This window comes from Paraburkholderia sp. GAS33 (assembly GCF_050436645.1).
Classification (GTDB): domain Bacteria; phylum Pseudomonadota; class Gammaproteobacteria; order Burkholderiales; family Burkholderiaceae; genus Paraburkholderia; species Paraburkholderia phenazinium_B.
The window spans coordinates 118249-141578 of record NZ_JBNDMP010000005.1 but is presented as its reverse complement, the minus strand read 5'-3'; the positions used below and the strand labels follow the sequence as shown (position 1 = coordinate 141578).

Below are 23330 nucleotides of genomic sequence, written 5' to 3'. Positions count from 1 at the left end.
GGCCACCTGGCGGACTATGCAACCTTGCGCGGCTCGCTATCCGGGCTGAGCAGATCCACATACGCGACGGCCACCAGATCTGACTCTGGCACCCCTAGCTTCGCAAACATCTCATGCGCTTCGGCGTGCCCGTCTTCCTCCTCGTCGTCCTGCGCGAGGAGCACTTCCAACTCGACAAAGTCACCCAGACCGTCCACCCGGTCGAGGTGAATCCGCGTACGTCCGATCGTGTAGACGTGGCGTTCCTTGGTGACGATGCCACGTGTGGTCAATGCCGTGGCGAGCAGCGAGTGCATGGCTTCCGGATTCGTCACGGGGCTGCGCGTGTAGTACGAAGCCTTGGGGCCGTCGCGGTCGTCGCGCTGATAGAAGATCAGTTCAGCGGGCGTGCCGTCGTCGAACTGCCGCAGCTTGAGGCGGCCACGCGGCACATCGTAGAAGAAGTCCTGCTGGCGGAAGATCAGCGGAGCCTCGGGCGACAGTTCCGCGGCGCGTTCGCTGAGTTGATCGAAGTGCTGGGCGCGGGCTTTGATTTCGATGTTGCGGGCCATGTCAGGCTCCTGAGGAAGGATGGATTTTCGGCGGCTTCGGGTGGGACAGGATGAAGCGTGCCGTGAAGGACAAACTCGAACGAACTCAAAACAAAAGCGCTGCGCGGACAACGTGCGCGAACCCTGAATCTAGCAAAAAGCGCGTGACCGTGGCGTTACGTTGGCGGTGATTTGGGTGATTCATGTGATTCGCCGCCGCAAGCCTTCTCGCTGTCATGAGCCGGACTCATATCGCCCATTGCTGCTCGATGAGCTTGAGGGCGGCGGCGATGGCCGGATCGTCCTTGCGGGCGGCTAGCGTGACGAAGCTCAACTGGGTCGGCACCGTGACGCCCTCGACGATGGTGAGCGCGTGCGCATGGGCCTCGGCGATGGCGGTGGCGTCGCGCACGAGGGTCAGGCCAACGCCGGATTTGACCAGATCGAGCATCGACGGCTCCTGATCGACCTCAGCCACCTTAACAGGCTTGACGCCGGCCTCGGCAAAGCGGCGCGACAGAAGCCGGTGATGGGCGGACGCGGGCGGCGTCCAGATCCACGGCAGGGCGGCGAGCGCGCGCCAGTCGCGCGCGCCTTTAACGCGGTCTTTCCAGCCGGCGGGCGCGAGCACGCGGTACTGGAAGTGCGTTAGCGTGACGGCGTGGAATATGGCGCTGTCACGCGTTTCGTCGTCCGATGGTTGGCCGATGTAGTAGCCGACATCGAGCTCGCCTGTACGGATCTGCTCGAGGACCCAGCCGGACATGCCATGGCGCAGCGCTGTTTCGATGTGTGGCCAGGTCTCGACGAGCTGCTTTAGGAAGCCGCCCAGGCGGAGGAATTCCGGATCGAGGATGGTGCCGATGCGTAAGCGGCCGCGCACTTCGTGGCGTAATGAAGCGGCGGCGCGGTCTACGTCGCTGGCGGCGGTGAGGGCTCGTTCTGCGTGTGGGAGGAGCGCCTGGCCGTCGCGGGTTAATGATAGGCCGTGTGAGGTACGGGTAAACAATGTTAGGCCTAGCGTTTCCTGCAGGTGCTTGATCTGTAGGCTGACGGCTGGTTGGGTTAGGTGTAGTTGCACCGCGGCGCGGGTGAGGTTGCCCTCGTGGGCGACAGTGACGAATGCTCGTAGCAGGGTTAGGTCCATCTGCTGATATTAGCGCGGCTTATACGGCAGTTGAGCAATACTCATTAGATTTTGGTCGGGGTGGGGCTTACGCTTTGGGTTTTGTTGTTGCCTGTGCGGCGCTGGTCCGTGTTCCTGCGATGTGGCCTTTCCTTGCTTTGTTAGTGGTCTATTAGCGTCGCCCCTGTGCGCTCACCCTTCGTGACAAAGGACTCATTCATCCCGCCCGCGCGCAGCGCGGCGGATGGGTCCTCGAGGGTGGGGTGCGAGCGTCGACTTGCAAGGCAATGCGGAAAGTGTTTGGATACCTAAGTATGACGTTACACGATAAGCGAATGGACAAGGAATTGTGCAGCGACGGCGGGGTGCGAAACGAACACCGGCGCACACGTCCCCTGCTTTCCTCGGTAAACCCATCCGCAACGCACGTAGTGCGGAGTGGGGTGGATGAGTCCTTTGTCACGAGCTCGTGTGGTGCGAGCGCACGTTTCGTGCGCGGACCACTCCGTGTTCACACGAGTGGTGGACACCTACGAGCTAGCGGTTGGAAGCCCGCTTTCTTTGCTTACTTTCTTTGCGGCGGCAAAGAAAGTAAGTGCCGCCCCGCACAGGGGCGAACCTAATAGACCACTAACAAAGCAAGGAAAGGCCAACACCACAGTAACACCAACGAACCAAGGCGCCGCAGGCAAAAAACAAACCACGCCAAGCAGACAAAAAGCAGCAATCCGGAGACAAAGCAATGACCACAACCCAACAGAGCGCTGCCCGAACGCAGGAGGGCGAATACGACTACATAATAGTAGGCGCCGGCACAGCCGGCTGCGTGCTAGCAAACCGCCTGAGCGAAGACCCAGAAATATCAGTACTTCTACTGGAAGCCGGCGGCAAGGACGACTACCACTGGATCCACGTCCCGGTAGGGTACCTGTACTGCATCGGCAACCCCCGCACCGACTGGCTCTACAAAACACGAGAAGAACCCGGCCTGAACGGCCGCGCCCTCTCATACCCACGCGGCAGAGTCCTGGGCGGTAGCTCCTCAATAAACGGCATGATCTATATGCGCGGCCAGCGCGAAGACTACGATGAATGGGCCCGCGTCACCAATGACCCCTCGTGGTCCTGGAACAACGTCCTCCCCATCTTCAGACGCAGCGAAGACTACTACGGCGGCGCCAGCGAATCGCACGGCTCCGGCGGCCCGTGGCGCGTCGAAAAACAACGCCTCAAGTGGAAAATCCTCGAAACGTTCTCGCAAGCCGCGCAGCAAGCCGGTCTCCCTGCCACCGATGACTTCAATCGCGGTGACAACACCGGCGTCGGTTATTTCGACGTGAACCAGAAGCGCGGTGTTCGCTGGAACGCTTCGAAGGCCTTTCTGCGGCCCGCGCTGAAGCGCCCGAATCTCACCATCATTACGGGTGCGCTCACGCAACGCGTCGTCTTCGATGGGCGTCGTTGCACCGGTGTCGAATATCGCGGCAATAACACCAATTATTTCGCCAAGGCCCGTTGTGAAGTCATCCTCAGTTCAGGCGCCGTCAACTCGCCGCAATTGCTCGAGCTCTCCGGTATCGGTAATGGCGTACGTCTGCAAAACCTCGGCATCGACGTCGTCCATGACCTGCGCGGTGTAGGTGAGAATCTCCAGGATCATCTGCAATTGCGCATGGCCTACAAGGTCGATGGCGTGCGCACCCTCAACACCGCCTCCGCGCACTGGTGGGGCAAGCTCATGATTGGTCTGGAGTACGCGCTGTTTCAGAGCGGACCCATGGCAATGGCGCCGTCACAGCTAGGCGCTTTTGCGAAGTCGGACCCGGAAGATCGCTCGCTCACGCGGCCCGATCTCGAGTATCACGTGCAGCCGCTCTCGCTCGATCGCTTCGGTGAGCCCCTGCATCGCTTCAACGCGTTTACCGCCTCGGTGTGCCATTTGCGTCCCACCTCGCGCGGCAGTATTCATATCACGTCGCCCGAGGCCGATGCGCCGCCGCTGATCGCGCCCAATTACCTGTCCACAGATTACGACCGGCACGTTGCCGCCAATGCCGTGCGTCTCACGCGGCGTATCGCTGCGGCGCCCGCATTGGCCCCGTATCGGCCGCAGGAGATTCTTCCCGGCATTGAGTTTCAGACTGAAGAGGAACTGCAGCGGGCGGCCGGCAAGGTCGGTACGACGATCTTTCATCCGGTAGGCACCTGTCGCATGGGTAGCGCGGACGATCCCGCCGCCGTCGTCGACCAGCGTCTGCGCGTGATCGGAGTCGAGGGTTTGCGCGTAGTCGATGCCTCGGTGATGCCCACCATCACCTCGGGCAACACCAACTCTCCTACGCTGATGATCGCCGAGCGCGCGAGCGACATGATTCGCGAGGATCGTCGTGCACGCGCTGCGGCGCAGGCATTGCAGACAAATTCCACCGCTTCGATGTCCATTGCATGACAGGCAGGCCCGTTGCGCGCCGCGGGTCCCGCGGCGCGCAATTGCATACTAAGTGCAAATCCCGATGAATGCGGTGCATCATTGGCGCGACAATGACGCCATGCTGCGTCGCGCGCCATGGATTACCGTCCGCATTGGTGCACCACGCCAACGATCGGCACGGGGGTGTCGTCGCCATCAAAACGTCGCGCAGCCTTTGGCGCGGAAGATCGTAGTGCTTCGCCTTACTTCGCATGGAAGGGAACATGATTCTCGGCGATACGATTCTCGAAACGCGCGGGCTGACCAGGGAGTTCAAGGGCTTTGTCGCCGTCAACGGCGTCAACCTGCGCGTACGCCGTGGCTCGATTCATGCGCTGATCGGTCCGAACGGTGCCGGCAAAACCACCTGTTTTAATCTGCTGACCAAATTTCTCGTACCCACTGCCGGGCAGATCGTCTACAACGGCGTCGATATCACGCGCGAACGGCCCGCACAGATCGCCCGGCGCGGCATCATTCGCTCGTTTCAGATTTCCGCTGTGTTTCCGCATCTGACGGCATTGCAGAACGTGCGCATCGGCCTGCAGCGTGCCCTGGGCACGGCGTTTCATTTCTGGAAAAGCGAGCGTTCGCTGCATCAACTCGATGATCGCGCCATGGATCTGCTGACCCAGGTCGGTTTGACCGATTTCGCCGATGTGCTGACGGTCGAGTTGTCCTATGGACGCAAACGCGCCCTCGAAATCGCCACCACGCTCGCCATGGAGCCCGAACTGATGCTACTCGACGAACCCACGCAGGGCATGGGTCACGAAGACGTCGATCGCGTCACGGCGTTGATCAAGAAGGTGTCGAGCGGCCGCACCATTCTGATGGTCGAACACAACATGAATGTGATTGCCGGCATCTCCGATACGATCACCGTCCTGCAGCGCGGCGAGGTGCTCGCCGAAGGCACGTACGCTGAAGTATCCAGGAGTCCGCTGGTCATGCAGGCTTATATGGGCAGCGCCGACGCTGCGCTCGCCGGAGCGCACGCATGAGCACGATTGCCGAGCGCGAGAATGTCGAAGTCAGCGAGCTCGCCGTTGCGGAGCCCGCGCTGGAGATAGCGGGCTTGCAGGCCTGGTATGGTGAATCCCATATATTGCATGGCGTCGATCTGACGGTGAACCGCGGCGAAGTGGTGACGCTGCTGGGCCGCAACGGCGCCGGACGCACGACCACGCTGCGCGCGATCATGGGACTCACCGGCCGCCGTACCGGCTCGATACGCGTCGGCGGTCGTGAAACGATCGATATGCCGACCCATCGCATCGCGCACTGCGCCATTGGCTATTGCCCGGAGGAACGCGGCATCTTTTCGAGCCTCTCCTGTGAGGAGAACCTGCTGCTGCCTCCGATGGTCGGCGATGCCGCGCACGTGATGTCGCTCGACGAAATCTACGCGATGTTTCCGAACCTGCACGAACGCCGGATGAGCCAGGGCACGCGGCTCTCAGGCGGCGAGCAGCAGATGCTCGCCGTAGCCCGCATCCTGCGCACGGGCGCGAGCTTGCTGCTGCTCGACGAAATCTCCGAGGGTCTTGCACCGGTCATCGTGCAGGCGCTCGCGCGCATGATCGTGACGCTCAAGGCGCGCGGCTACACGATCGTGATGGTCGAACAGAATTTCCGTTTTGCTGCGCCTCTCGCCGACCGCTTCTATGTGATGGAGCATGGCGGCATCGTCGAGCACTTCGGGGCGGGTGAACTCGAAAGCAAGATGCCGGCGCTGCACGATCTGCTGGGCGTATAAACGATAAGCGCCCGATTGCCTCTGATAACCACAAGCAAGGAAACAAGGAGACACCAATGAAAATGAAAACCCTCGCGCGACTTTCAGCGTTCTGCTTTGCTGCTGCGGCCAGCGCCGCAGTGATGATGGGCGGCGCGCGAGCTGCCGACGACACGGTCAAGATCGGCTATATCACTGACATGTCCGGCCTCTACGCAGATATCGACGGCCCGGGCGGCCTCGAAGCGATCCGTATGGCGATCGCCGACTTCGGCGGCAAGGTCAACGGCAAGCCGATCGAGCTGGTCTATGCGGATCACCAGAACAAGGCGGATATCGCCGCATCGCGGGCACGCGAATGGTTCGACCGCGACGGCGTCCAGATGCTGATCGGCGGCACGAACTCGGCGACCGGTCTCTCGATGAACCAGGTGGCGGGCGAAAAGCACAAGGTCTATATCAACGTCGGCGCTGGCGCGGACACCATGACCAACGAGCAATGCACGCCGTACACGATTCACTACGCGTACGACACGACGGCGCTCGCGAAAGGCACGGGCGCGGCGGTGACGAAGCAGGGTGGCAAGACGTGGTTCTTCCTGACGGCTGACTACGCGTTCGGCAAGGCACTGGAGACGGCGACTGCGGCCGTGGTGAAGGCAAACGGCGGCCAGGTGCTCGGTGACGTGCACCACCCGTTGTCGGCTTCGGATTTCTCGTCGTTCCTGCTGCAGGCGCAGGCATCGAAGGCGCAGGTGCTGGGCCTTGCCAACGCCGGTGGCGATACGGTCAACTCGATCAAGGCCGCGAAGGAGTTTGGCATCACGAAGACGATGAAGCTCGCGGCGCTGCTGATCTTTATCGACGATATCCATAGTCTCGGACTCGAGACGACTCAAGGTCTGGTGTTGACCGACTCGTGGTACTGGAACAAGAACGACACCACCCGCAAGTGGGCTGAGCGTTACTTTGACAAGACCAGGAAGATGCCGTCGAGCCTGCAGGCCGCCGATTACTCGGCCGTCACGAACTATCTGAAGGCGGTGCAGGCGGTCGGTTCGACGGATCCGGACAAGATCATGGCCCAGTTGAAGAAGACCAAGATCGACGACTTCTACGCCAAGGGCTACATCCGTGAAGATGGCAGCATGATTCACGACATGTATCTGATGCAGGTGAAGACGCCGGCTGAATCGAAGGAACCGTGGGACTACTACAAGATCACGGCAACCATTCCGGGCGATCAGGCGTTCACGACCAAGGCGGAAACGCGCTGCGCGTTGTGGAAATAAGCTTCGGCTGAAACCCCGTTTGCCGGTCCTTTGCATGGACGGCAGACGGGCCGGTTCACGATGCTGCGGACAGGCTGTGTACGAGCTACGTGTCGCCGGAAACACGCGTAGCTCGATCTCACCTTGACGATAGGTTAAGGGCTAAGGGGTTCAATGGAAATCTTTGGCATTCCGCTCTCGGCGATGCTGAGCCAGCTGCTGCTCGGGCTTGTGAACGGCTCGTTCTACGCGATCCTGAGCCTGGGTCTTGCGATCATCTTCGGGCTGCTTAACGTGATCAACTTCGCGCACGGCGCGTTGTTCATGCTGGGCGCGATGCTGACGTGGATGGGGCTGTCGTATTTCAATCTGCCGTACTGGGTGATGCTGGTGCTCGCACCGCTGATCGTCGGCGCGTTCGGCATTCTGATCGAACGCTCGATGTTGCGCTGGCTGTACAAGCTCGACCATCTGTACGGCCTGTTGCTGACCTTTGGACTGACGCTGGTGGTGGAAGGCGTGTTCCGCTCCATCTATGGTTCTTCGGGCCAACCGTACGATGTGCCTGACGCGCTCTCGGGCGCGACCAATCTGGGCTTCATGTTCTTGCCAAATTACCGCGCGTGGGTGGTGCTCGCCTCGTTGGTGGTGTGCTTCGCCACGTGGTTCGTGATCGAAAAGACGCGCCTCGGTGCCTACCTGCGCGCCGGCACGGAGAACCCGAAACTGGTGGAGGCGTTCGGCGTCAATGTGCCGTTGATGATCACGCTCACCTACGGCTTCGGCGTGGCGCTCGCTGCATTTGCCGGCGTGCTCGCCGCACCTGTGATCCAGGTCTCGCCGCTGATGGGGCAGCCCATGATCATCACCGTGTTCGCGGTGGTGGTGATCGGCGGGATGGGTTCGATCATGGGCTCGATTCTCACCGGTTTGCTGCTCGGCGTGATCGAAGGGTTCACGCGCGTGTTCTACCCGGAAGCCTCGGCGACGGTCGTCTTCGTCATCATGGCGCTCGTTCTGCTGGTGCGCCCGGCGGGTCTTTTCGGCAAGGAAAAGTGATGCAAAGAAAAGCGCTGTACGGGCTGCTGCTGCTCGCGTTGATTGCCGTGCCGTTCATCGGCGTCTATCCGTTGTTCGTGATGAAGGTGCTGTGCTTCGCGCTGTTCGCTGCGGCCTTTAACCTGCTGATCGGCTACACGGGCCTGTTGTCGTTCGGGCACGCCATGTTTCTGGGGATGGCCGGTTATACGACCGGCTACGCCATCCAGACCCTCGGTTATCCGCCGGAAGTGGGCGTGCTCGCTGGCACGGCGGCGGCGACACTGCTTGGATTGGTCGTCGGGCTGTTTGCTATCCGCCGGCAGGGCATTTACTTCGCGATGGTGACGCTCGCACTCGCGCAGATGGTCTACTTCGTGTTTCTGCAGGCGCCGTTCACGCACGGCGAGGATGGCCTGCAGGGCGTGCCGCGCGGCAAGCTGTTTGGCTTGCTGAGCCTGTCGTCGGATATCACGCTTTACTACGTCATCCTGGTGGTGATGGTGCTGATGTTCCTGCTGATCGTACGCATCGTTCACTCGCCTTTCGGACAGGTGCTCGTAGCGATCAAGGAGAACGAGCCGCGGGCTGTCTCGCTCGGCTACGACACGGATCGTTTCAAGCTGCTGGCCTTCGTGTTGTCGGCGGGGATTGCGGGACTGGCGGGATCGTTGAAGGTACTGGTGCTCGGTTTCGAAACCTTGAGCGACGCATACTGGACCATGTCGGGTCTGGTGATTCTGATGACGCTGGTCGGCGGCATGGGCACCTTGTTCGGGCCGCTGCTCGGTGCGGCGCTGATCGTCGCGCTCGAGGACCGGCTTGGCGATATCGGCGGTGCGCTCGCATCGGCGACTGGGGTGCAGTGGTTCAATTCGCTGGGCGAGTCGGCGACCATTGTGACGGGCGTGATCTTTATCGCCTGCGTGCTGGCGTTTCGGCGTGGCATCGTCGGTGAGATCGTGGCGCGGGTTCGCCCGCTGCGCGCGTAACAGGCGTGCGATCGCGAGATGCTTCGGTGTCCGATGCAAATCGGTAAAAGAGGCAAAATCCCCTGCAGCCGCGAGGGCTGCATCGCAATGTTTAAAATGTGCCCCAATACAGTGCTGCGATGCACCACTAGGGTAAATGCTAGTTGTCCGGATGGGGGCGGTTGTTTAATCTTCACGCAGTTCTGATGAACACCGAATTTGCAGGTGGAGAACGAGGAGACATGAGGCACTAAGTGCCCAGACGAAAGCGCTGTTGGATATTGATCCAACAGCGCTTTTTATTTGCGGTTTCGGAAATTCATTTACCCGTTTTGCGCATTTGTCCTACGGCTTGTCTGTGCGTTTTCTTGCGGCTTTTCTCATTCAGTTTTGCACATTTTCCGCTTGATCGAGTGGGCTGGTTCTGCCGCAGTTGGGGATTTCGTCGCCGGGCTGATGCACGCGCAACGCTTGTCGCAAGCGGCTCGCGTCCTCTACACTCGTCATTCACCGCGCTTCGGGCTGGGATTCAGATTGGCCCATTCCATTCGAGCGAGTTGCACGGTTGGGCGCGGAGCAGGATGAATTCGGCATTGCGTGGAATGAATGCCGCGTTAAATGCTAGCCATTGAACCAACGAGAGGGCGCGAGCAGTTACGCGCCTTTTTTGTCGCTCGCGCATAATCGCAGATCGTCGTAGGCGGGACCGGCAGAGAAAATAACGGCAGGCACGTTGGACCGGTCACAGATTCAGGCATTCGGCTGATAAACCGGATAACAAATGGGCGCGTCAAGCGTTCGGAGATTCGCAATGAAAAAAACGAAGCAGTGGGTAGGCGCGGCCGTCGCGCTTGCGTTGGTATGCGGCGCGGGCACGGCCGTAGCGCAGGTGAAAATTGGCGTGACCCTGTCGACCACGGGTCCGGCCGCATCGCTCGGGATTCCTGAGAAGAACACCATCGCTTTACTGCCGCAGCAAATTGCCGGCAAGAGCGTGCAGTACATCGTGCTCGACGATGCGACCGACACCAGCAAGGCCGTGCAGAACACTCACAAGCTGATCGATGAAGATCACGTCGACGCAATTGTCGGTTCCACGGCGACGCCAAATTCGCTGGCGATGCTCGACGTGGTCTCGGCGGCCAAGACGCCGATGATCTCGCTGGCGGCTTCGGCGGAAATCATCGCGCCAATGGATGCAAAGCGGCAGTGGGCCTTCAAGACGCCGCAAAACGACAGCCTGATGGCTGACGCGCTTGCCGGCTATATGGAGAAGCACGGCGTGAAGACGGTGGGTTTCATCGGCTTCTCGGACGCGTATGGCGAGAGCTGGTACAACGTGTTTAGCACCGCCGCGGCCGCGCATCATCTGAAGGTCGTCGCCAATGAGCGCTACAACCGCACCGATGCATCCGTGACCGGCCAGGTGCTGAAGACGATGTCCGCCAATCCGGACGTCGTGCTGATCGCGGGCGCGGGCACGCCGTCGGCGCTACCGGCCAGGACGCTGAAAGAGCGTGGCTACAAGGGCACTATCTATCAGACCCACGGCGTTGCCAATAACGACTTCCTGCGCGTGTGCGGCAAGGATTGCGAAGGCGAACTGCTGCCAGCCGGTCCGATCCTGGTGGCCGATCAGTTGCCCGATTCGAACCCGGTGAAGCAGTCGTCCGAGGCATACAAAAATGCCTATGAAAAGGCCTACGGCGCGGGTTCGGTATCGACGTTCGGCGGCCATGCGTGGGACGCCGGCCAGATGCTGCAGCGGGCGATTCCCGAAGCGCTGAAGAAGGGGCAGCCGGGCACTGAAGCGTTCCGTGTGGCGTTGCGCGATGCGCTGGCGAACATCAAGGAACTGCCGCTCGCGCACGGCATCATGAATACCACGGCGACCGATCACAACGGCCTCGACACGCGCGCGCGCGTGATCGTGGAGATTGTCGACGGCAAGTGGAAGCTGCAGAACGAGTGACGGGCTTCGCAGCATCCAGGTTTCGACGGTTCATGACGAGGAAGTATGGATCTATCTATCGCGGCGATCCTGGCGCAGGACGGCATCACCACCGGGGCGATTTACGCGCTGCTCGCGCTCGCTCTGGTGTTGGTGTTCTCCGTCACGCGGGTCATCTTTATCCCACAGGGTGAGTTCGTCTCGTACGGCGCGCTGACGCTCGCCGCAGTGCAGTCGCAGAAGTTTCCCGCTACCTGCTGGCTGCTGATAGCGATGGGCGCGGCGTGTTTCGTGGTCGAGACGGCGGGCCTGGTGGGGCATCCGGAGCGGCGCGCCCATGCGATGCGCACGCTGGCGATGCTTGTGGCGAAGTATCTGTTGTTCCCGGTCGCGGTGTACGCGGTGACGCACGAACTCTTCGCACAACCGCTGCCGATGCTCGCGCAGATTGCCCTGACGCTGCTGATCGTCATCCCGATGGGACCGTTCGTCTACCGGCTGGCTTTCGAGCCGATCGCCGAAGGCACGACACTGCTGTTGCTGATCGTTGCGGTCGCGGTGCATTTTGCGATGGTTGGGCTTGGGCTAGTGATGTTCGGCGCGGAGGGCTCGCGCACCAATGCTTTCTCGGATGCCACTTTCAACGTCGGCAGCCTGTCGGTCTCGGGACAGAGCTTGTGGGTGATCGGTGCGGCGCTGGTGTTGATCGCGGCGCTTTATCTGTACTTCGACCGCTCCATCTCGGGGAAGGCCCTGCGGGCGACTTCCGTCAATCGCGTCGGCGCCCGGCTGGTCGGCATCGGCACGACCCAGGCCGGCAAGCTCGCGTTCACGCTCGCAGCAGGGCTCGGCGCGCTGTGCGGCGCCCTCGTTGCACCCCTGACCACCATCTACTACGACTCGGGCTTCCTGATCGGTCTGAAGGGCTTCGTGGGGGCCATCATCGGCGGACTGGTCAGCTACCCGCTCGCGGCGGCGGGCGCCGTGCTGGTGGGCCTGCTGGAGTCGTATTCGTCGTTCTGGGCGAGTGCCTATAAAGAAGTCATCGTGTTCACGCTGATCATCCCGGTGCTGCTGTGGCGCAGTTTCGCCAGTCCGCACGCGGAAGAGGACGAGGAGTGACACGATGAAACGTATCATGCGCAGCGCGCTCTTCGGGCTGTTCCTCGTGGTGATCTTCGCGCTACCGGTGCTGCCGCAGCCGGTGCATCTGCCAGAGTACTGGGTGACGCTGCTCAACTACATCGGGCTGTATGCGATCGTGGCGATCGGTCTGGTGCTGCTAACAGGCGTTGGTGGAATGACGAGCTTCGGGCAGGCGGCGTTCGTCGGCGTAGGGGCGTATGCCACCGCATTCCTGACTACGCAGTACGGCGTGTCGCCGTGGCTCGCGCTGATCGTAGGCGTGGTGTTGACCGCGTTGATCGCGCTGATCCTGGGTGCCGTGACCATGCGGCTTTCAGGGCACTTCCTGCCGCTCGGTACGATTGCGTGGGGTTTAGCGCTGTTCTATCTGTTTGGCAATCTCGACATTCTCGGCAAATACGACGGCATCAACGGCATTCCGGCGCTCAACGTGCTCGGTGTCAGCCTCGAGTCGGGGCGGCATATCTACTACCTGATCTGGCTGGTGGTGCTTGGCGCGGTCGTCTCCGTTCAGAACCTGCTTAATAGCCGCCCGGGACGGGCGATTCGAGCGCTGCGGAGCGGCGGGGCGATGGCCGAGGCGATGGGCGTCAATACCGCGTGGATGCGGGTGGTGATCTTTATTTATGCCGCCGTGCTGGCGTCCATCTCCGGTTTTCTCTACGCGCATCTGCAGCGTGCGGTGAATCCGACGCCATTCGGCTTGAACCACGGTATCGAGTTCCTTTTCATGGCGGTTGTGGGTGGCGTCTCGCATGTTTGGGGAGCGGTGCTCGGAGCGGCGATCCTGACTGTCCTGCAGGACTATTTGCAGACGCTGCTGCCGAAGCTGTTGGGCGAAAGCGGCAATTTCGAAGTGATCGTGTTTGGTGTGCTGATGGTGTTGCTGCTGCAGCACGCGCGGCAGGGCGTCTGGCCGCTGGTGGCGCGCCTGTTTCCGCGCGGACCGCAGGCTCATGTGCCAGAGCAGGCGGAGCCATTGCCGCAGCGCAGCAAACCGGCGGCCGGCGAAACGCTCTTGAATGTGGATAAGGCGCGCAAAGAGTTCGGTGGACTAGTTGCGGTGAACGATGTCAGCTTCGAGGTAAGGGCGGGTGAAATCATCGGGTTGATCGGACCGAACGGTGCAGGCAAGTCGACCACCTTCAATCTGGTGACCGGCGCGCTGCGGGCGACTCGCGGTGAGATCACTTTCCGGGGCGAACGGATCGATGCGCTCGCCTCACGTCAGATCGTCAAACGCGGAATTGGCCGTACATTTCAGCACGTCAAGCTATTGCCGGGTATGAGCGTGCTCGAGAACGTGGCGATCGGCGCACACCTGCGCGGTCACGCCGGCGTGTGGCGCAGCGTTGTCAGGCTGAATGGCGCGGAAGAAGGGCAGCTGATGGCGGAAGCGGCGCAGCAGATCCGTCGGGTGGGGCTGGAACAGCATATGTATGACGAGGCGGGTAGCCTGGCGCTGGGTCAGCAGCGAATTCTCGAAATTGCCCGCGCGCTGTGCTGCGATCCCACGCTGCTGCTACTCGATGAGCCGGCTGCAGGCCTGCGTTACCAGGAAAAGCAGCAACTCGCCGACCTGCTGCGCAAGCTCAAGGCAGAGCGGATGAGTGTGCTGCTGGTCGAGCATGACATGGATTTCGTCATGAATCTGACCGATCGGCTGATCGTGATGGAATTCGGGACGCGGATCGCCGAAGGGCTGCCGGAAGATGTGCAAAAGGATCCGGCGGTGCTCGAAGCGTACCTGGGCGGGGTGGACTGATGAGAACGATGATGAATTCCGCTGTGCCGATTCTGGACGTGGAGGGCGTATCGGTCCGCTACGGTAAGGTCGAAGCGCTGCATGACATCGGCATCAAGGTGCGGCCGGGGCAGATCGTTTCAGTGATCGGTCCGAATGGCGCGGGTAAGTCGACGTTACTCAACGCGATCATGGGTGCGCTACCGGTGAGCGGTCGCGCGAAGGGCGGGATCCTTTATCACAATGAGGATATCAGCGCGGTGCCGGTCGAAAAGCGGGTGGCGCGCGGCATGTGTCTCGTCCCGGAAAAGCGCGAGCTGTTTGCGACGATGAGCGTGGAAGACAACCTGGTGCTGGGCGCCTACCGGCGCAAGCGGGCGGGCGAACGCGGTTATCTGGATCAGTTTGAGCCCGTCTTTACTTTGTTTCCACGGTTGAAGGAGCGTCGCAAGCAGGCGGCCGGCACCTTGTCCGGTGGCGAGCGGCAGATGCTCGCGGTAGGGCGCGCGTTGATGGGCAAGCCGGAATTGCTGATGCTGGACGAACCTAGCCTCGGTCTCGCACCGCTGATCGTAAAGGAGATTTTTCACATCATCAGCGCGTTGCGTCAGACAGGTGTGGCGATATTGCTGGTCGAGCAGAATGCACGGGCGGCGCTGCAGATTTCCGACTACGGTTACGTGTTGGAGACCGGCGAACTGGCGATCGAGGGACCTGCTGCCGATCTGGCTCAGAATCCACGGGTGATCGAAACGTATCTTGGTTTGACGAAGAGAGTGGCCTAAAGCGTTTCCTATCAATGGTTTGAGCGGTATCGGGCGGTGTGTTTCACGTGAAACACACCGCTTTTTTTATACCTTGGCCATTCGGACGAAATTCGGGCCAAAAGCGAACCCGCTATAATTCGCCCATACATTTTCCTTAGAAGGTTCACGCGGTGTCCCGGCGTGAGATCCGCGATGCTTTATCCCACAGAATTTGACGTAATTGTCGTTGGCGGCGGTCATGCCGGCACCGAAGCCGCTTTGGCTTCGGCGCGCATGGGCAACAAGACGCTCCTGCTGACGCACAACATCGAAACGCTCGGACAGATGAGCTGCAATCCGTCGATTGGCGGCATTGGTAAGGGCCATCTCGTGAAGGAAGTCGACGCACTCGGCGGCGCGATGGCCGCAGCCACGGACGAGGGCGGCATCCAGTTTCGCATCCTGAATTCATCGAAGGGTCCTGCCGTGCGGGCTACGCGCGCCCAGGCCGACCGTCTGCTTTACAAGCAGGCCATCCGGCATCGGCTCGAGAACCAGCCGAATCTCTGGCTATTCCAGCAGGCGGTGGACGACCTGATGGTGGAAGGGGACCGGGTAGTCGGCGCGGTGACGCAGGTCGGAATTCGCTTCCGCTCGCGCGCTGTCGTGCTGACGGCTGGGACGTTCCTGGACGGCAAGATTCATGTGGGTCTGAACAACTACACCGGTGGCCGCGCGGGCGATCCGGCGGCGGTGTCGTTATCGGCGCGTCTTAAAGAGCTCAAGCTCCCGCAGGGTCGACTGAAGACGGGTACGCCGCCGCGTATCGATGGTCGCACGATCGATTTTTCGAAGCTCGAGGAGCAACCGGGTGATGTCGATCCGGTGCCGGTGTTCTCGTTTCTTGGCCGCGTTGAACAGCATCCGCGCCAGGTGCCGTGTTGGGTGACGCATACCAACGAGCGCACGCATGACATCATCCGCGGCGGGCTCGACCGGTCGCCAATGTACACGGGCGTCATCGAAGGGGTGGGGCCGCGCTATTGCCCGTCGATCGAGGACAAGATTCACCGTTTCGCGTCGAAAGAATCGCACCAGATTTTCCTTGAACCGGAAGGTCTGACGACCAACGAGTTTTATCCGAACGGGATTTCCACCAGCCTGCCGTTTGACGTGCAACTGGACCTGGTACGTTCGATGGTTGGCCTTGAGCACGCGCACATCCTGCGTTCGGGTTACGCGATCGAGTACGATTATTTTGATCCGCGCGGGCTGAAGGCGTCGCTGGAGACGAAGGTTATCAACGGGCTGTTCTTCGCCGGTCAGATCAATGGAACGACCGGGTATGAAGAGGCTGCCGCGCAAGGTCTGCTGGCTGGTATCAACGCGGGGCTGCATGTGCAGGGCAGGGACGCGTGGTGCCCGCGCCGCGATCAGGCTTACCTCGGCGTGCTGGTCGACGATCTGGTAACGCGCGGTGTGTCGGAGCCGTACCGGATGTTCACTAGCCGCGCCGAATATCGTCTGAGCCTGCGCGAAGACAATGCGGATATGCGTCTGACGGAGCTCGGTCGTGAGTTGGGCGTCGTCGACGACGCTCGCTGGGACGCATTCAGCCGCAAACGCGAGGCTGTTTCACGTGAAACAGAGCGCCTGCGCACGACCTGGGTGAATCCCAAGACGCTGTCCGCGGACGAAGCCACTGCCTTGCTCGGCAAGCCGATCGACCACGAGTACAGCCTCGCCGATCTGCTGCGCCGTCCAGGCGTGACGTACGACGGCGTGTGTGGCTTGCGCGAAGGTGCTTGCGCACCGGCCGAGATCCTTGCCGATGACGACGTCTTGCTGGCTCAGATCAAGGAGCAGATCGAGATCGGCATCAAATATCAGGGTTATATCGAGCGTCAGGCTGGAGAAATCGAGCGCAACGAGTCGCACGAAAACACGCGTCTGCCCGACGGGTTGGACTATGCCGAAGTGCGTGGCTTGTCATTCGAAGCGCGCCAGAAGTTGACGCAGTTCCGTCCGGAGACGATCGGCCAGGCATCGCGCATCTCAGGTATCACGCCAGCGGCGATCTCGTTGCTGATGGTTCACCTGAAGCGCGGCCTCGGACGTCGCTCGACCAAGCCAGCCGGAGCCGCCGATAGCGGCACCGACTCCACGCCGGTGACGCAATGACGGCACGGCAGAAGGGGTTTGGCGGCGCGGACAGCAGGGAAGCATTGGCCGCATTGCTTGACGAGGGCGTCAAGGAGCTGGGCCTTGACCTGAGCGACGTCCAGCTCGGCAAACTGCTCGACTACGTTGCCTTGCTTGCCAAGTGGAACGCCGTGTACAACCTCACGGCCATCCGCGATCCGCGGCAGATGCTGATCCAGCACATTCTGGACTCGCTTTCGATCGTGCCGCACCTTTCCGGGCTCGGCCCATCTTCTGCACTCGATGTCGGCTCCGGCGGCGGTCTGCCAGGTATCGTGCTGGCCATCGTCTTGCCTGACTGGACCGTCACGCTCAATGACATCGTCCATAAAAAGACCGCATTCCAGGCTCAGGCCAAAGCGGAGCTCGGGCTCGCCAACCTGTCGGTGGTGACCGGCCGTGTCGAAACGCTGAAGCCTGGCGTGGAAGTACCGGCAAAGTTTGATGTAATCGTCTCGCGTGCATTCGCAGAGCTCGCGGATTTCGTTACACTGGCCCGTCATCTGGTAGCGGAGCAGGGTGCGATCTGGGCCATGAAGGGTGTTCGACCCGACGGCGAGATCGAACGGCTGCCCGCGGGCTCCCACGCAAAGCAGATCATCCGGCTCAAGGTGCCGTCGCTCGATGCCGAGCGCCACCTCGTCGAGGTGAGACTGGATCCCGCTGGTTAGCCCCGCGAACCGGGCATAAGCGCATTCCAATTTATCCAGGCAGCAAAAAGGGACACACCAACGATGGCAAAAATCTTCTGCGTTGCGAACCAGAAGGGTGGCGTCGGCAAGACGACGACAGCAGTCAATCTCGCCGCGAGCCTCGCATCGCAGGGACAGCGTGTTCTGCTCATCGATCTGGATCCGCAGGGCAACGCCACGATGGGTAGCGGTGTCGACAAGGCTGCCTGCACCAATACCATTTACGAGGTGCTGGTGGACGGAGTGTCGGTTGCAGATGCACGGGTGCGGCCTGAAGCGGTTTCGTACGATGTCGTGCCGGCTAACCGCGAACTGGCAGGTGCGGAAGTCGAACTGGTGAGTGTGCAAAATCGCGAGCGTCAATTAAAGGACGCGCTGGCGCCGGTGCAGGATGAGTACGACTTCGTGCTGATCGACTGTCCGCCGGCCTTGTCCTTGCTGACCCTCAATGGGCTGTGTGCGGCGCACGGCGTGGTGATCCCGATGCAGTGCGAGTACTTCGCGCTCGAAGGGCTCTCGGACCTCGTCAATACGATCAAGCAGGTTCACGCAAACCTGAATCGCGACCTGAAGGTGATCGGCCTGCTGCGCGTGATGTTCGATCCGCGCATCACGCTGCAACAACAGGTTTCCGACCAGTTGAAGGCGCACTTCGGCGACAAGGTATTTGACGTCGTCATTCCGCGCAATGTGCGTCTGGCCGAGGCGCCCAGCTATGGGTTGCCGGGTGTGGTGTTCGACCGGGCCTCGCGCGGTGCACAGGCGTACGTGCAATTCGGCGCGGAAATGATTGAACGGGTGCGCGCGATCTGACGCGTGACCATGCATCCCAAGCTGATCGAGGAAGCACGATGAATGCAGTAGCAAGAAAGAAGGGATTGGGTCGCGGGCTGGAAGCGCTGCTCGGCGGCAGTGCGGATATCACCGAGGCGGTGAAGATCGAGGGCGCGCCTAACGTGTTGCCGCTCGGCAAGCTGCAGGCCGGCAAGTATCAGCCGCGTACGCGCATGGACGAAGGCGCGCTGCAGGAGCTCGCGGCCAGCATCCGCGCGCAGGGCGTGATGCAACCGATCCTCGTGCGCCCGGTGTCGGCGGACAAATACGAAATCATCGCCGGCGAACGGCGCTTCCGCGCGGCACGGCTGGCTGGTCTGGACGAAGTGCCGGTACTGGTGCGCGATGTACCCGATCAGGCCGCCGCCGCGATGGCGCTGATCGAGAATATCCAGCGTGAAGACCTGAATCCGCTGGAAGAGGCGCAGGGCATCCAGCGTCTGCTCGACGAATTCAACTTTACGCACGAGCAGGCGGCTGAGTCGGTGGGGCGCTCGCGCAGCGCGGTGTCGAATCTGCTGCGTCTATTGAACCTGGCCGCGCCGGTGCAGACAATGCTGCTCGCCGGCGATCTCGATATGGGCCACGCACGCGCGCTGCTGGCCGTGGATGCCGCTACGCAGATCACTTTGGCCAATCAGGTGGTCAACAAGCGCATGTCGGTGCGTGAGACCGAGAAACTGGTGACCACCACGACGAAAGCGGCGCCGGCGGTAAAGGCAAAGGCGAACAACGACGGTGGCCGCGATACGCGCCGCCTCGAAGAAGAGTTGTCGGATCTGCTGGCTTCGACGGTCAAGATCAAGCTCGGCCGCCGGGGACGCGGCCAGGTGCTGGTGGAGTTCGGTGACCTCGACGCACTCGAAGGTATTCTTGCCCGCCTGCGCGGCAACGCGACCGCGTGAGCGATCAATAGCTTTGACCTCGGCCGAACGCCCGACCAAAACCGCCAGTAGCAATCCGCTGCACAAGCTGATCGCCCTCGCGACGAAAGAGCCGGTTCTATCGGTTCTGGTCGTCGCGTTGGTCGCGCTGCAGTGTCTGCACCCGCGCCCGTGGCTTTCGCTGCCGGGGCTCGTCGACTGGCAGACCGTCCTGACGCTGGCGGGGCTTCTGATCCTGACCAAGGCCATCGAATTATCAGGATTCCTGATTTGGATGGCGCACCGCGTGGTCCATTACATCCATTCGGAGCGCGGTCTGGCGTTTTTGCTGATCGGACTCGCGGCTGCGCTCTCGACGCTGTTGACCAATGACGTGGCTTTGTTTGTGGTTGTGCCGCTCACCTTGTCACTGCATGAGCTCACGCCGCTGCCGCTCAAGCGCCTTGTGATTTTTATCGCGTTGTCGGTGAACGCAGGTTCTATCCTGACGCCGCTCGGCAATCCGCAGAACCTGTTTCTCTGGCAGACCAGTGGGGCCTCCTTCGGCGGCTTCGTTGCGGCCTTGGCTCCATTGTGTGCCGCGTTGATGGCGATGCTTTACGTGCTGGCGGCGTTCAGCTTTCGCGGCAAGGCGCTGGATCTGTCGAAAGACGCCGGTGCCTACGACGTCGACCGGCGCCTGCTCGGGGTCGCGGCCGTGCTGTTCGTCGCATTCGTGTTGTTGGCCGACACGCATCATGCGGGCATCGGATTGGCGGGCATCATGGCCGGCTTCCTGCTCTGGCGCCGCGAGATCGTCCTCAAGATCGACTGGCTGCTGCTGCTGATCTTCGTGTTCATGTTCATCGTGCTGCGTAGTGTGGCCGCGCTACCGTGGGTACACCAGTTCGTCGGCCAACTAGGTCTCGCGACGACGCTGCGCGCTTTTGCCGCAGGGGCGATTCTGTCGCAAGGCATCAGCAACGTTCCAGCAGCCATCATGCTCGCCGAGTTCACCAAGGACTGGCGTGCGCTCGCATACGGCGTCAGCGTAGGCGGCTTCGGTTTCGCGATCGGCTCGCTGGCGAATCTGATTGCAGTGCGTCTGTCGAAACAGCGCGGTATGTGGCTGCCGTTTCATCTCTATGCCATACCCTTCTGGCTCGCTGCCGGAGCAGTAGGTGGCTGGCTTCTGTTGCATATTTGATACGGACGCCATGACGTCCACATGGTAGCCAAAGCACCGCCAATCAGCGCAATTCAAGCCGCATTTTTCGTGGCCCCCCGACAGCCTTACAGTTGGAGTCGTCCTACCTCCGAAGCGCCATTTCCCGCATCATGGCGGGCCGTTTCACGCGTTTTATTGAAAGGCCTAAAGTCTTGAATTGCCTGCAACTATCGCTTACAATCGCCCGGATTTAATTGCACGACAACCCCGTAATCTTCACGTAAGCTGACGGGCGGCACGAGACTTCCGGAATACTGCGATGGCGCTTAAAACGTCGAATCAAGCGCCCCAAAATCGGCGCGACGAAGGCCGCGCAGAACGCACGTTTTCCGCCACGTCCGGCCAGCACGTTACGCATGACGACGCGTGGGATGCCGAGCAGCAAGATAACAATATCGTTCCGCTCACGCGGGCTGAAGCAGAGAAGCTGTTCGGTCCGAATGTGAGTCGTCCATCGCGCGTCACGCCGTTCAAGGTCGTGGCGGCGCAAATGGTTTTGTCCCTGGGTGCTACGCTGGTGTGGTGGCTGTTCTACAAGCCGCCGGGCGCTGCTGCGCTGTCCGCGTTCCTGGGGGGAGCGATCTGCTGGGTGCCGGGCGCGATGTTCGCGGCACGCCTTAGAACACTGAGCGGCGCCGAAACAGTCATGAGCTGGATGATCGGCGAAGCGCTCAAGATGGGGACAACGATCGCGATGTTTGTAGCCATCGCTTTCTGGTATCACGACGTACGCTGGGTGCCGCTGCTCGTGACTTACCTCATTGCATTGAAGACATACTGGATCGCGCTTGCCTGGCGGTGAGCGGTGAAGTAACGCAAAAAATACTGGCTGGCGCGCGGCGCTGGCAAAAAGGCGCGCGGGTATGACATGACCTGCGCCGGCGTGTTCCCGCAATAGAGTGTTGCGGCGGGAACAGCCCGAACTGATTTTCGACAATTTGGGTGGCATTAACGATATGGCAGCTAGCGAAGGAACGCGCGCGATGGATCCGTCCGAGTACATCGCGCACCACTTGCAGAACTTCTCCACCGCGCACCAGACGTCGATTTTCGATATTCACGTCTGGAATCTGGACACCCTGTTCTGGTCGATCGTTTGCGGTCTGGCCACGATCTTCATCCTGCATCTCGCTGCACGTAAAGCGACCGCCGGCGTGCCGGGTCGTTTCCAGTGCGCTATCGAGATGCTGGTCGAGATGGTCGAAGATCAGTCCAAGTCGATGATCCACGGCAGCCGCACCTTCATTGCGCCGCTCGCACTGTTCGTGTTCGTCTGGGTTGCCCTGATGAACTCGCTCGACTTCATCCCCGTCGACCTGCCGGGCCGCGTGATCGGCTGGCTTGGTCTTTCGCAAGTCATCCCGCACCACCGCATCGTGCCGACGGCCGACCTGAACGGCACCATCGGCATCGCGCTCGGCGTGTTCGTGCTGATGATTTACTACAACTTCAAGATCAAGGGCGCCGGCGGCTTCGTTCATGAACTGCTGTCCGCTCCGTTCGGCGCGCATCCGCTGCTGTGGATCCCGAACCTGGCACTGAACATCATCGAGTTCGTCGCAAAGACGGTTTCCCTCGGCATGCGGCTGTTCGGCAACATGTACGCGGGCGAACTGCTGTTCCTGCTGATTGCTCTCTTGGGCAGCATCTGGAGCTTCGGCGCGGACACGACGGTGCTTGGCTTCATCGGCCACGTGATCGCCGGCAGCGTGTGGGCAATCTTCCACATTCTGATCGTGCTGCTGCAGGCGTTCATTTTCATGATGCTGACGCTGGTGTACCTCGGCCAGGCACACGATACGCACTAACCTGCGCTGTCGAACAACGAATTGCCTTAGCTTTTTAGTTTTTTAAATCCTAGTTCCAACCAGTTCCAAAAAGACTTTTCACAAAGGAGTGATCATGCAAGCTTTCATCGCCAACATCCAGGGTCTGACCGCCATCGGTATCGGCATCATCATCGGCCTGGGTGCAATCGGCGCCTGTATCGGTATCGGCCTGATGGGCGGCAAGTACATTGAGGCATGCGCTCGTCAGCCGGAACTGATGAACCCGCTGCAAACCAAGATGTTCCTGCTGGCTGGTCTGATCGACGCGGCGTTCCTGATTGGCGTTGGTGTGGCAATGCTGTTTGCGTTCGCGAACCCGCTGCTGTCGAAGCTGGCAGGCTGAGGTTCCTCGGAAGTTTGCGCCTGAGCTATAACTGGTGAAGGCGCAGGGCGGAACGGGCACTTGGCGCTGATCGAATACAGAATCGATGAGCGCCTTGCCGTTTCACTTTCCGAACTAGCAACGTTTAAGGAAACACCGTGAATCTCAACGCAACCCTGTTTGCGCAAATGGTCGTGTTCCTGATCCTCGCGTGGTTCACGATGAAGTTCGTGTGGCCGCCGTTGATCAACGCCCTCGACGAGCGCGCGAAGAAGATCGCCGAAGGTCTGTCTGCTGCTGAGAAGGGCAAGGCAGAACTGGAAGCCGCGCACAAGCGCGTCGACCAGGAACTGGCGCAGGCACGCAACGACGGCCAGCAACGTATTGCTGACGCCGAAAAGCGCGCAGTGACGCTGGCTGACGAAATCAAGGCCCAGGCACAAGCTGAAGCCGCTCGTATCCTCGCGCAAGCGAAGGCGGACGCGGAGCAACAGGTCGTCAAGGCGCGCGAAGCGCTGCGCGGCGAAGTCGCTGCTCTCGCGGTCAAGGGCGCTGAACAGATCCTGAAGCGCGAAGTCGACCAGGCAGCGCATGCTGACCTGCTGAATCAACTGAAAGCCGAGCTCTGA

21 protein-coding genes are annotated in these 23330 nt (G+C 61.0%); 19 read left to right on the top strand and 2 right to left on the bottom strand.

The annotated features are described in order from the left end of the window. Nucleotides 1-14: 14 nt before the first annotated feature. Nucleotides 15-551 carry a class IV adenylate cyclase gene (locus tag P3T24_RS17130; RefSeq protein ID WP_074262957.1) on the bottom strand — a complete coding sequence of 179 codons (537 nt, stop codon included), beginning with the start codon at nt 549-551 and terminating at the stop codon, nt 15-17. A 226-nt stretch (nt 552-777) separates the two neighbouring features. After that, nucleotides 778-1677 carry a LysR family transcriptional regulator gene (locus P3T24_RS17125; RefSeq protein ID WP_429406616.1) on the bottom strand — a complete coding sequence of 300 codons (900 nt, stop codon included), beginning with the start codon at nt 1675-1677 and terminating at the stop codon, nt 778-780. A gap of 721 nt (nt 1678-2398) precedes the next feature. Between P3T24_RS17125 and P3T24_RS17120 the strand changes: the two genes are divergently transcribed. From P3T24_RS17120 to P3T24_RS17030, 19 genes are all read left to right on the top strand, one after another. Further along, nucleotides 2399-4105 (top strand): GMC family oxidoreductase, encoded by a 1707-nt coding sequence (locus P3T24_RS17120; protein ID WP_429436302.1) that lies wholly within the window; start codon nt 2399-2401, stop codon nt 4103-4105. 245 nt (nt 4106-4350) lie between these two features. Beyond that, entirely contained in the window at nt 4351-5130 is a 780-nt protein-coding gene (locus P3T24_RS17115) for an ABC transporter ATP-binding protein (RefSeq protein ID WP_074262954.1), read from the top strand. Further along, nucleotides 5127-5885: an ABC transporter ATP-binding protein gene (locus P3T24_RS17110; protein WP_074262953.1), complete on the top strand. Its 759-nt coding sequence runs from the start codon at nt 5127-5129 to the stop codon at nt 5883-5885. The genes P3T24_RS17115 and P3T24_RS17110 overlap by 4 nt, the downstream gene beginning before the upstream one ends. 56 nt (nt 5886-5941) lie before the next feature. Then, on the top strand, nt 5942-7156 hold the full coding sequence (locus P3T24_RS17105) for an ABC transporter substrate-binding protein (protein ID WP_429436299.1): 1215 nt from the start codon (nt 5942-5944) through the stop codon (nt 7154-7156). 153 nt (nt 7157-7309) lie between these two features. Beyond that, nucleotides 7310-8194: a branched-chain amino acid ABC transporter permease gene (locus tag P3T24_RS17100; protein ID WP_074262951.1), complete on the top strand. Its 885-nt coding sequence runs from the start codon at nt 7310-7312 to the stop codon at nt 8192-8194. Further along, the gene (locus P3T24_RS17095) at nt 8194-9165 is read left to right on the top strand and encodes a branched-chain amino acid ABC transporter permease (RefSeq protein WP_429406608.1); all 972 of its coding nucleotides are present in this window, start codon (nt 8194-8196) and stop codon (nt 9163-9165) included. Before P3T24_RS17100 ends, P3T24_RS17095 begins: the two co-directional genes overlap by 1 nt. A gap of 790 nt (nt 9166-9955) precedes the next feature. Continuing rightward, a complete protein-coding gene (locus P3T24_RS17090; RefSeq protein WP_074262949.1) occupies nt 9956-11116 on the top strand; it encodes an ABC transporter substrate-binding protein in 1161 nt (386 codons plus the stop codon). Nucleotides 11117-11161: 45 nt separating this feature from the next. Further along, nucleotides 11162-12217, top strand: a complete 1056-nt coding sequence (locus tag P3T24_RS17085; protein ID WP_074262948.1) for a branched-chain amino acid ABC transporter permease — start codon at nt 11162-11164, stop codon at nt 12215-12217. A gap of 4 nt (nt 12218-12221) precedes the next feature. Then, nucleotides 12222-14006: an ABC transporter permease subunit gene (locus P3T24_RS17080; protein ID WP_429436297.1), complete on the top strand. Its 1785-nt coding sequence runs from the start codon at nt 12222-12224 to the stop codon at nt 14004-14006. An 11-nt stretch (nt 14007-14017) separates the two neighbouring features. After that, nucleotides 14018-14770, top strand: a complete 753-nt coding sequence (locus P3T24_RS17075; protein ID WP_429436938.1) for an ABC transporter ATP-binding protein — start codon at nt 14018-14020, stop codon at nt 14768-14770. Between the two features lie 174 nt (nt 14771-14944). Beyond that, entirely contained in the window at nt 14945-16912 is a 1968-nt protein-coding gene (gene mnmG / locus P3T24_RS17070; RefSeq protein WP_429436295.1) for a tRNA uridine-5-carboxymethylaminomethyl(34) synthesis enzyme MnmG, read from the top strand. Then, on the top strand, nt 16909-17604 hold the full coding sequence (rsmG, locus tag P3T24_RS17065) for a 16S rRNA (guanine(527)-N(7))-methyltransferase RsmG (protein WP_429287706.1): 696 nt from the start codon (nt 16909-16911) through the stop codon (nt 17602-17604). The genes mnmG and rsmG overlap by 4 nt, the downstream gene beginning before the upstream one ends. A gap of 63 nt (nt 17605-17667) precedes the next feature. Further along, nucleotides 17668-18438 (top strand): ParA family protein, encoded by a 771-nt coding sequence (locus P3T24_RS17060; RefSeq protein ID WP_074262943.1) that lies wholly within the window; start codon nt 17668-17670, stop codon nt 18436-18438. Nucleotides 18439-18476: 38 nt separating this feature from the next. After that, nucleotides 18477-19364, top strand: a complete 888-nt coding sequence (locus P3T24_RS17055) for a ParB/RepB/Spo0J family partition protein (RefSeq protein ID WP_074262942.1) — start codon at nt 18477-18479, stop codon at nt 19362-19364. 58 nt (nt 19365-19422) lie between these two features. Further along, complete coding sequence (locus P3T24_RS17050) at nt 19423-20529, top strand: SLC13 family permease (protein ID WP_429287816.1); 1107 nt, start codon at nt 19423-19425, stop codon at nt 20527-20529. Nucleotides 20530-20809: 280 nt separating this feature from the next. After that, a complete protein-coding gene (locus P3T24_RS17045; RefSeq protein WP_074262941.1) occupies nt 20810-21352 on the top strand; it encodes an ATP synthase subunit I in 543 nt (180 codons plus the stop codon). Between the two features lie 154 nt (nt 21353-21506). Continuing rightward, on the top strand, nt 21507-22358 hold the full coding sequence (atpB, locus tag P3T24_RS17040; protein ID WP_074265883.1) for a F0F1 ATP synthase subunit A: 852 nt from the start codon (nt 21507-21509) through the stop codon (nt 22356-22358). 94 nt (nt 22359-22452) lie between these two features. Continuing rightward, nucleotides 22453-22722 carry a F0F1 ATP synthase subunit C gene (gene atpE / locus P3T24_RS17035; protein ID WP_007180033.1) on the top strand — a complete coding sequence of 90 codons (270 nt, stop codon included), beginning with the start codon at nt 22453-22455 and terminating at the stop codon, nt 22720-22722. Between the two features lie 137 nt (nt 22723-22859). Beyond that, on the top strand, nt 22860-23330 hold the full coding sequence (locus P3T24_RS17030) for a F0F1 ATP synthase subunit B (protein ID WP_074262940.1): 471 nt from the start codon (nt 22860-22862) through the stop codon (nt 23328-23330).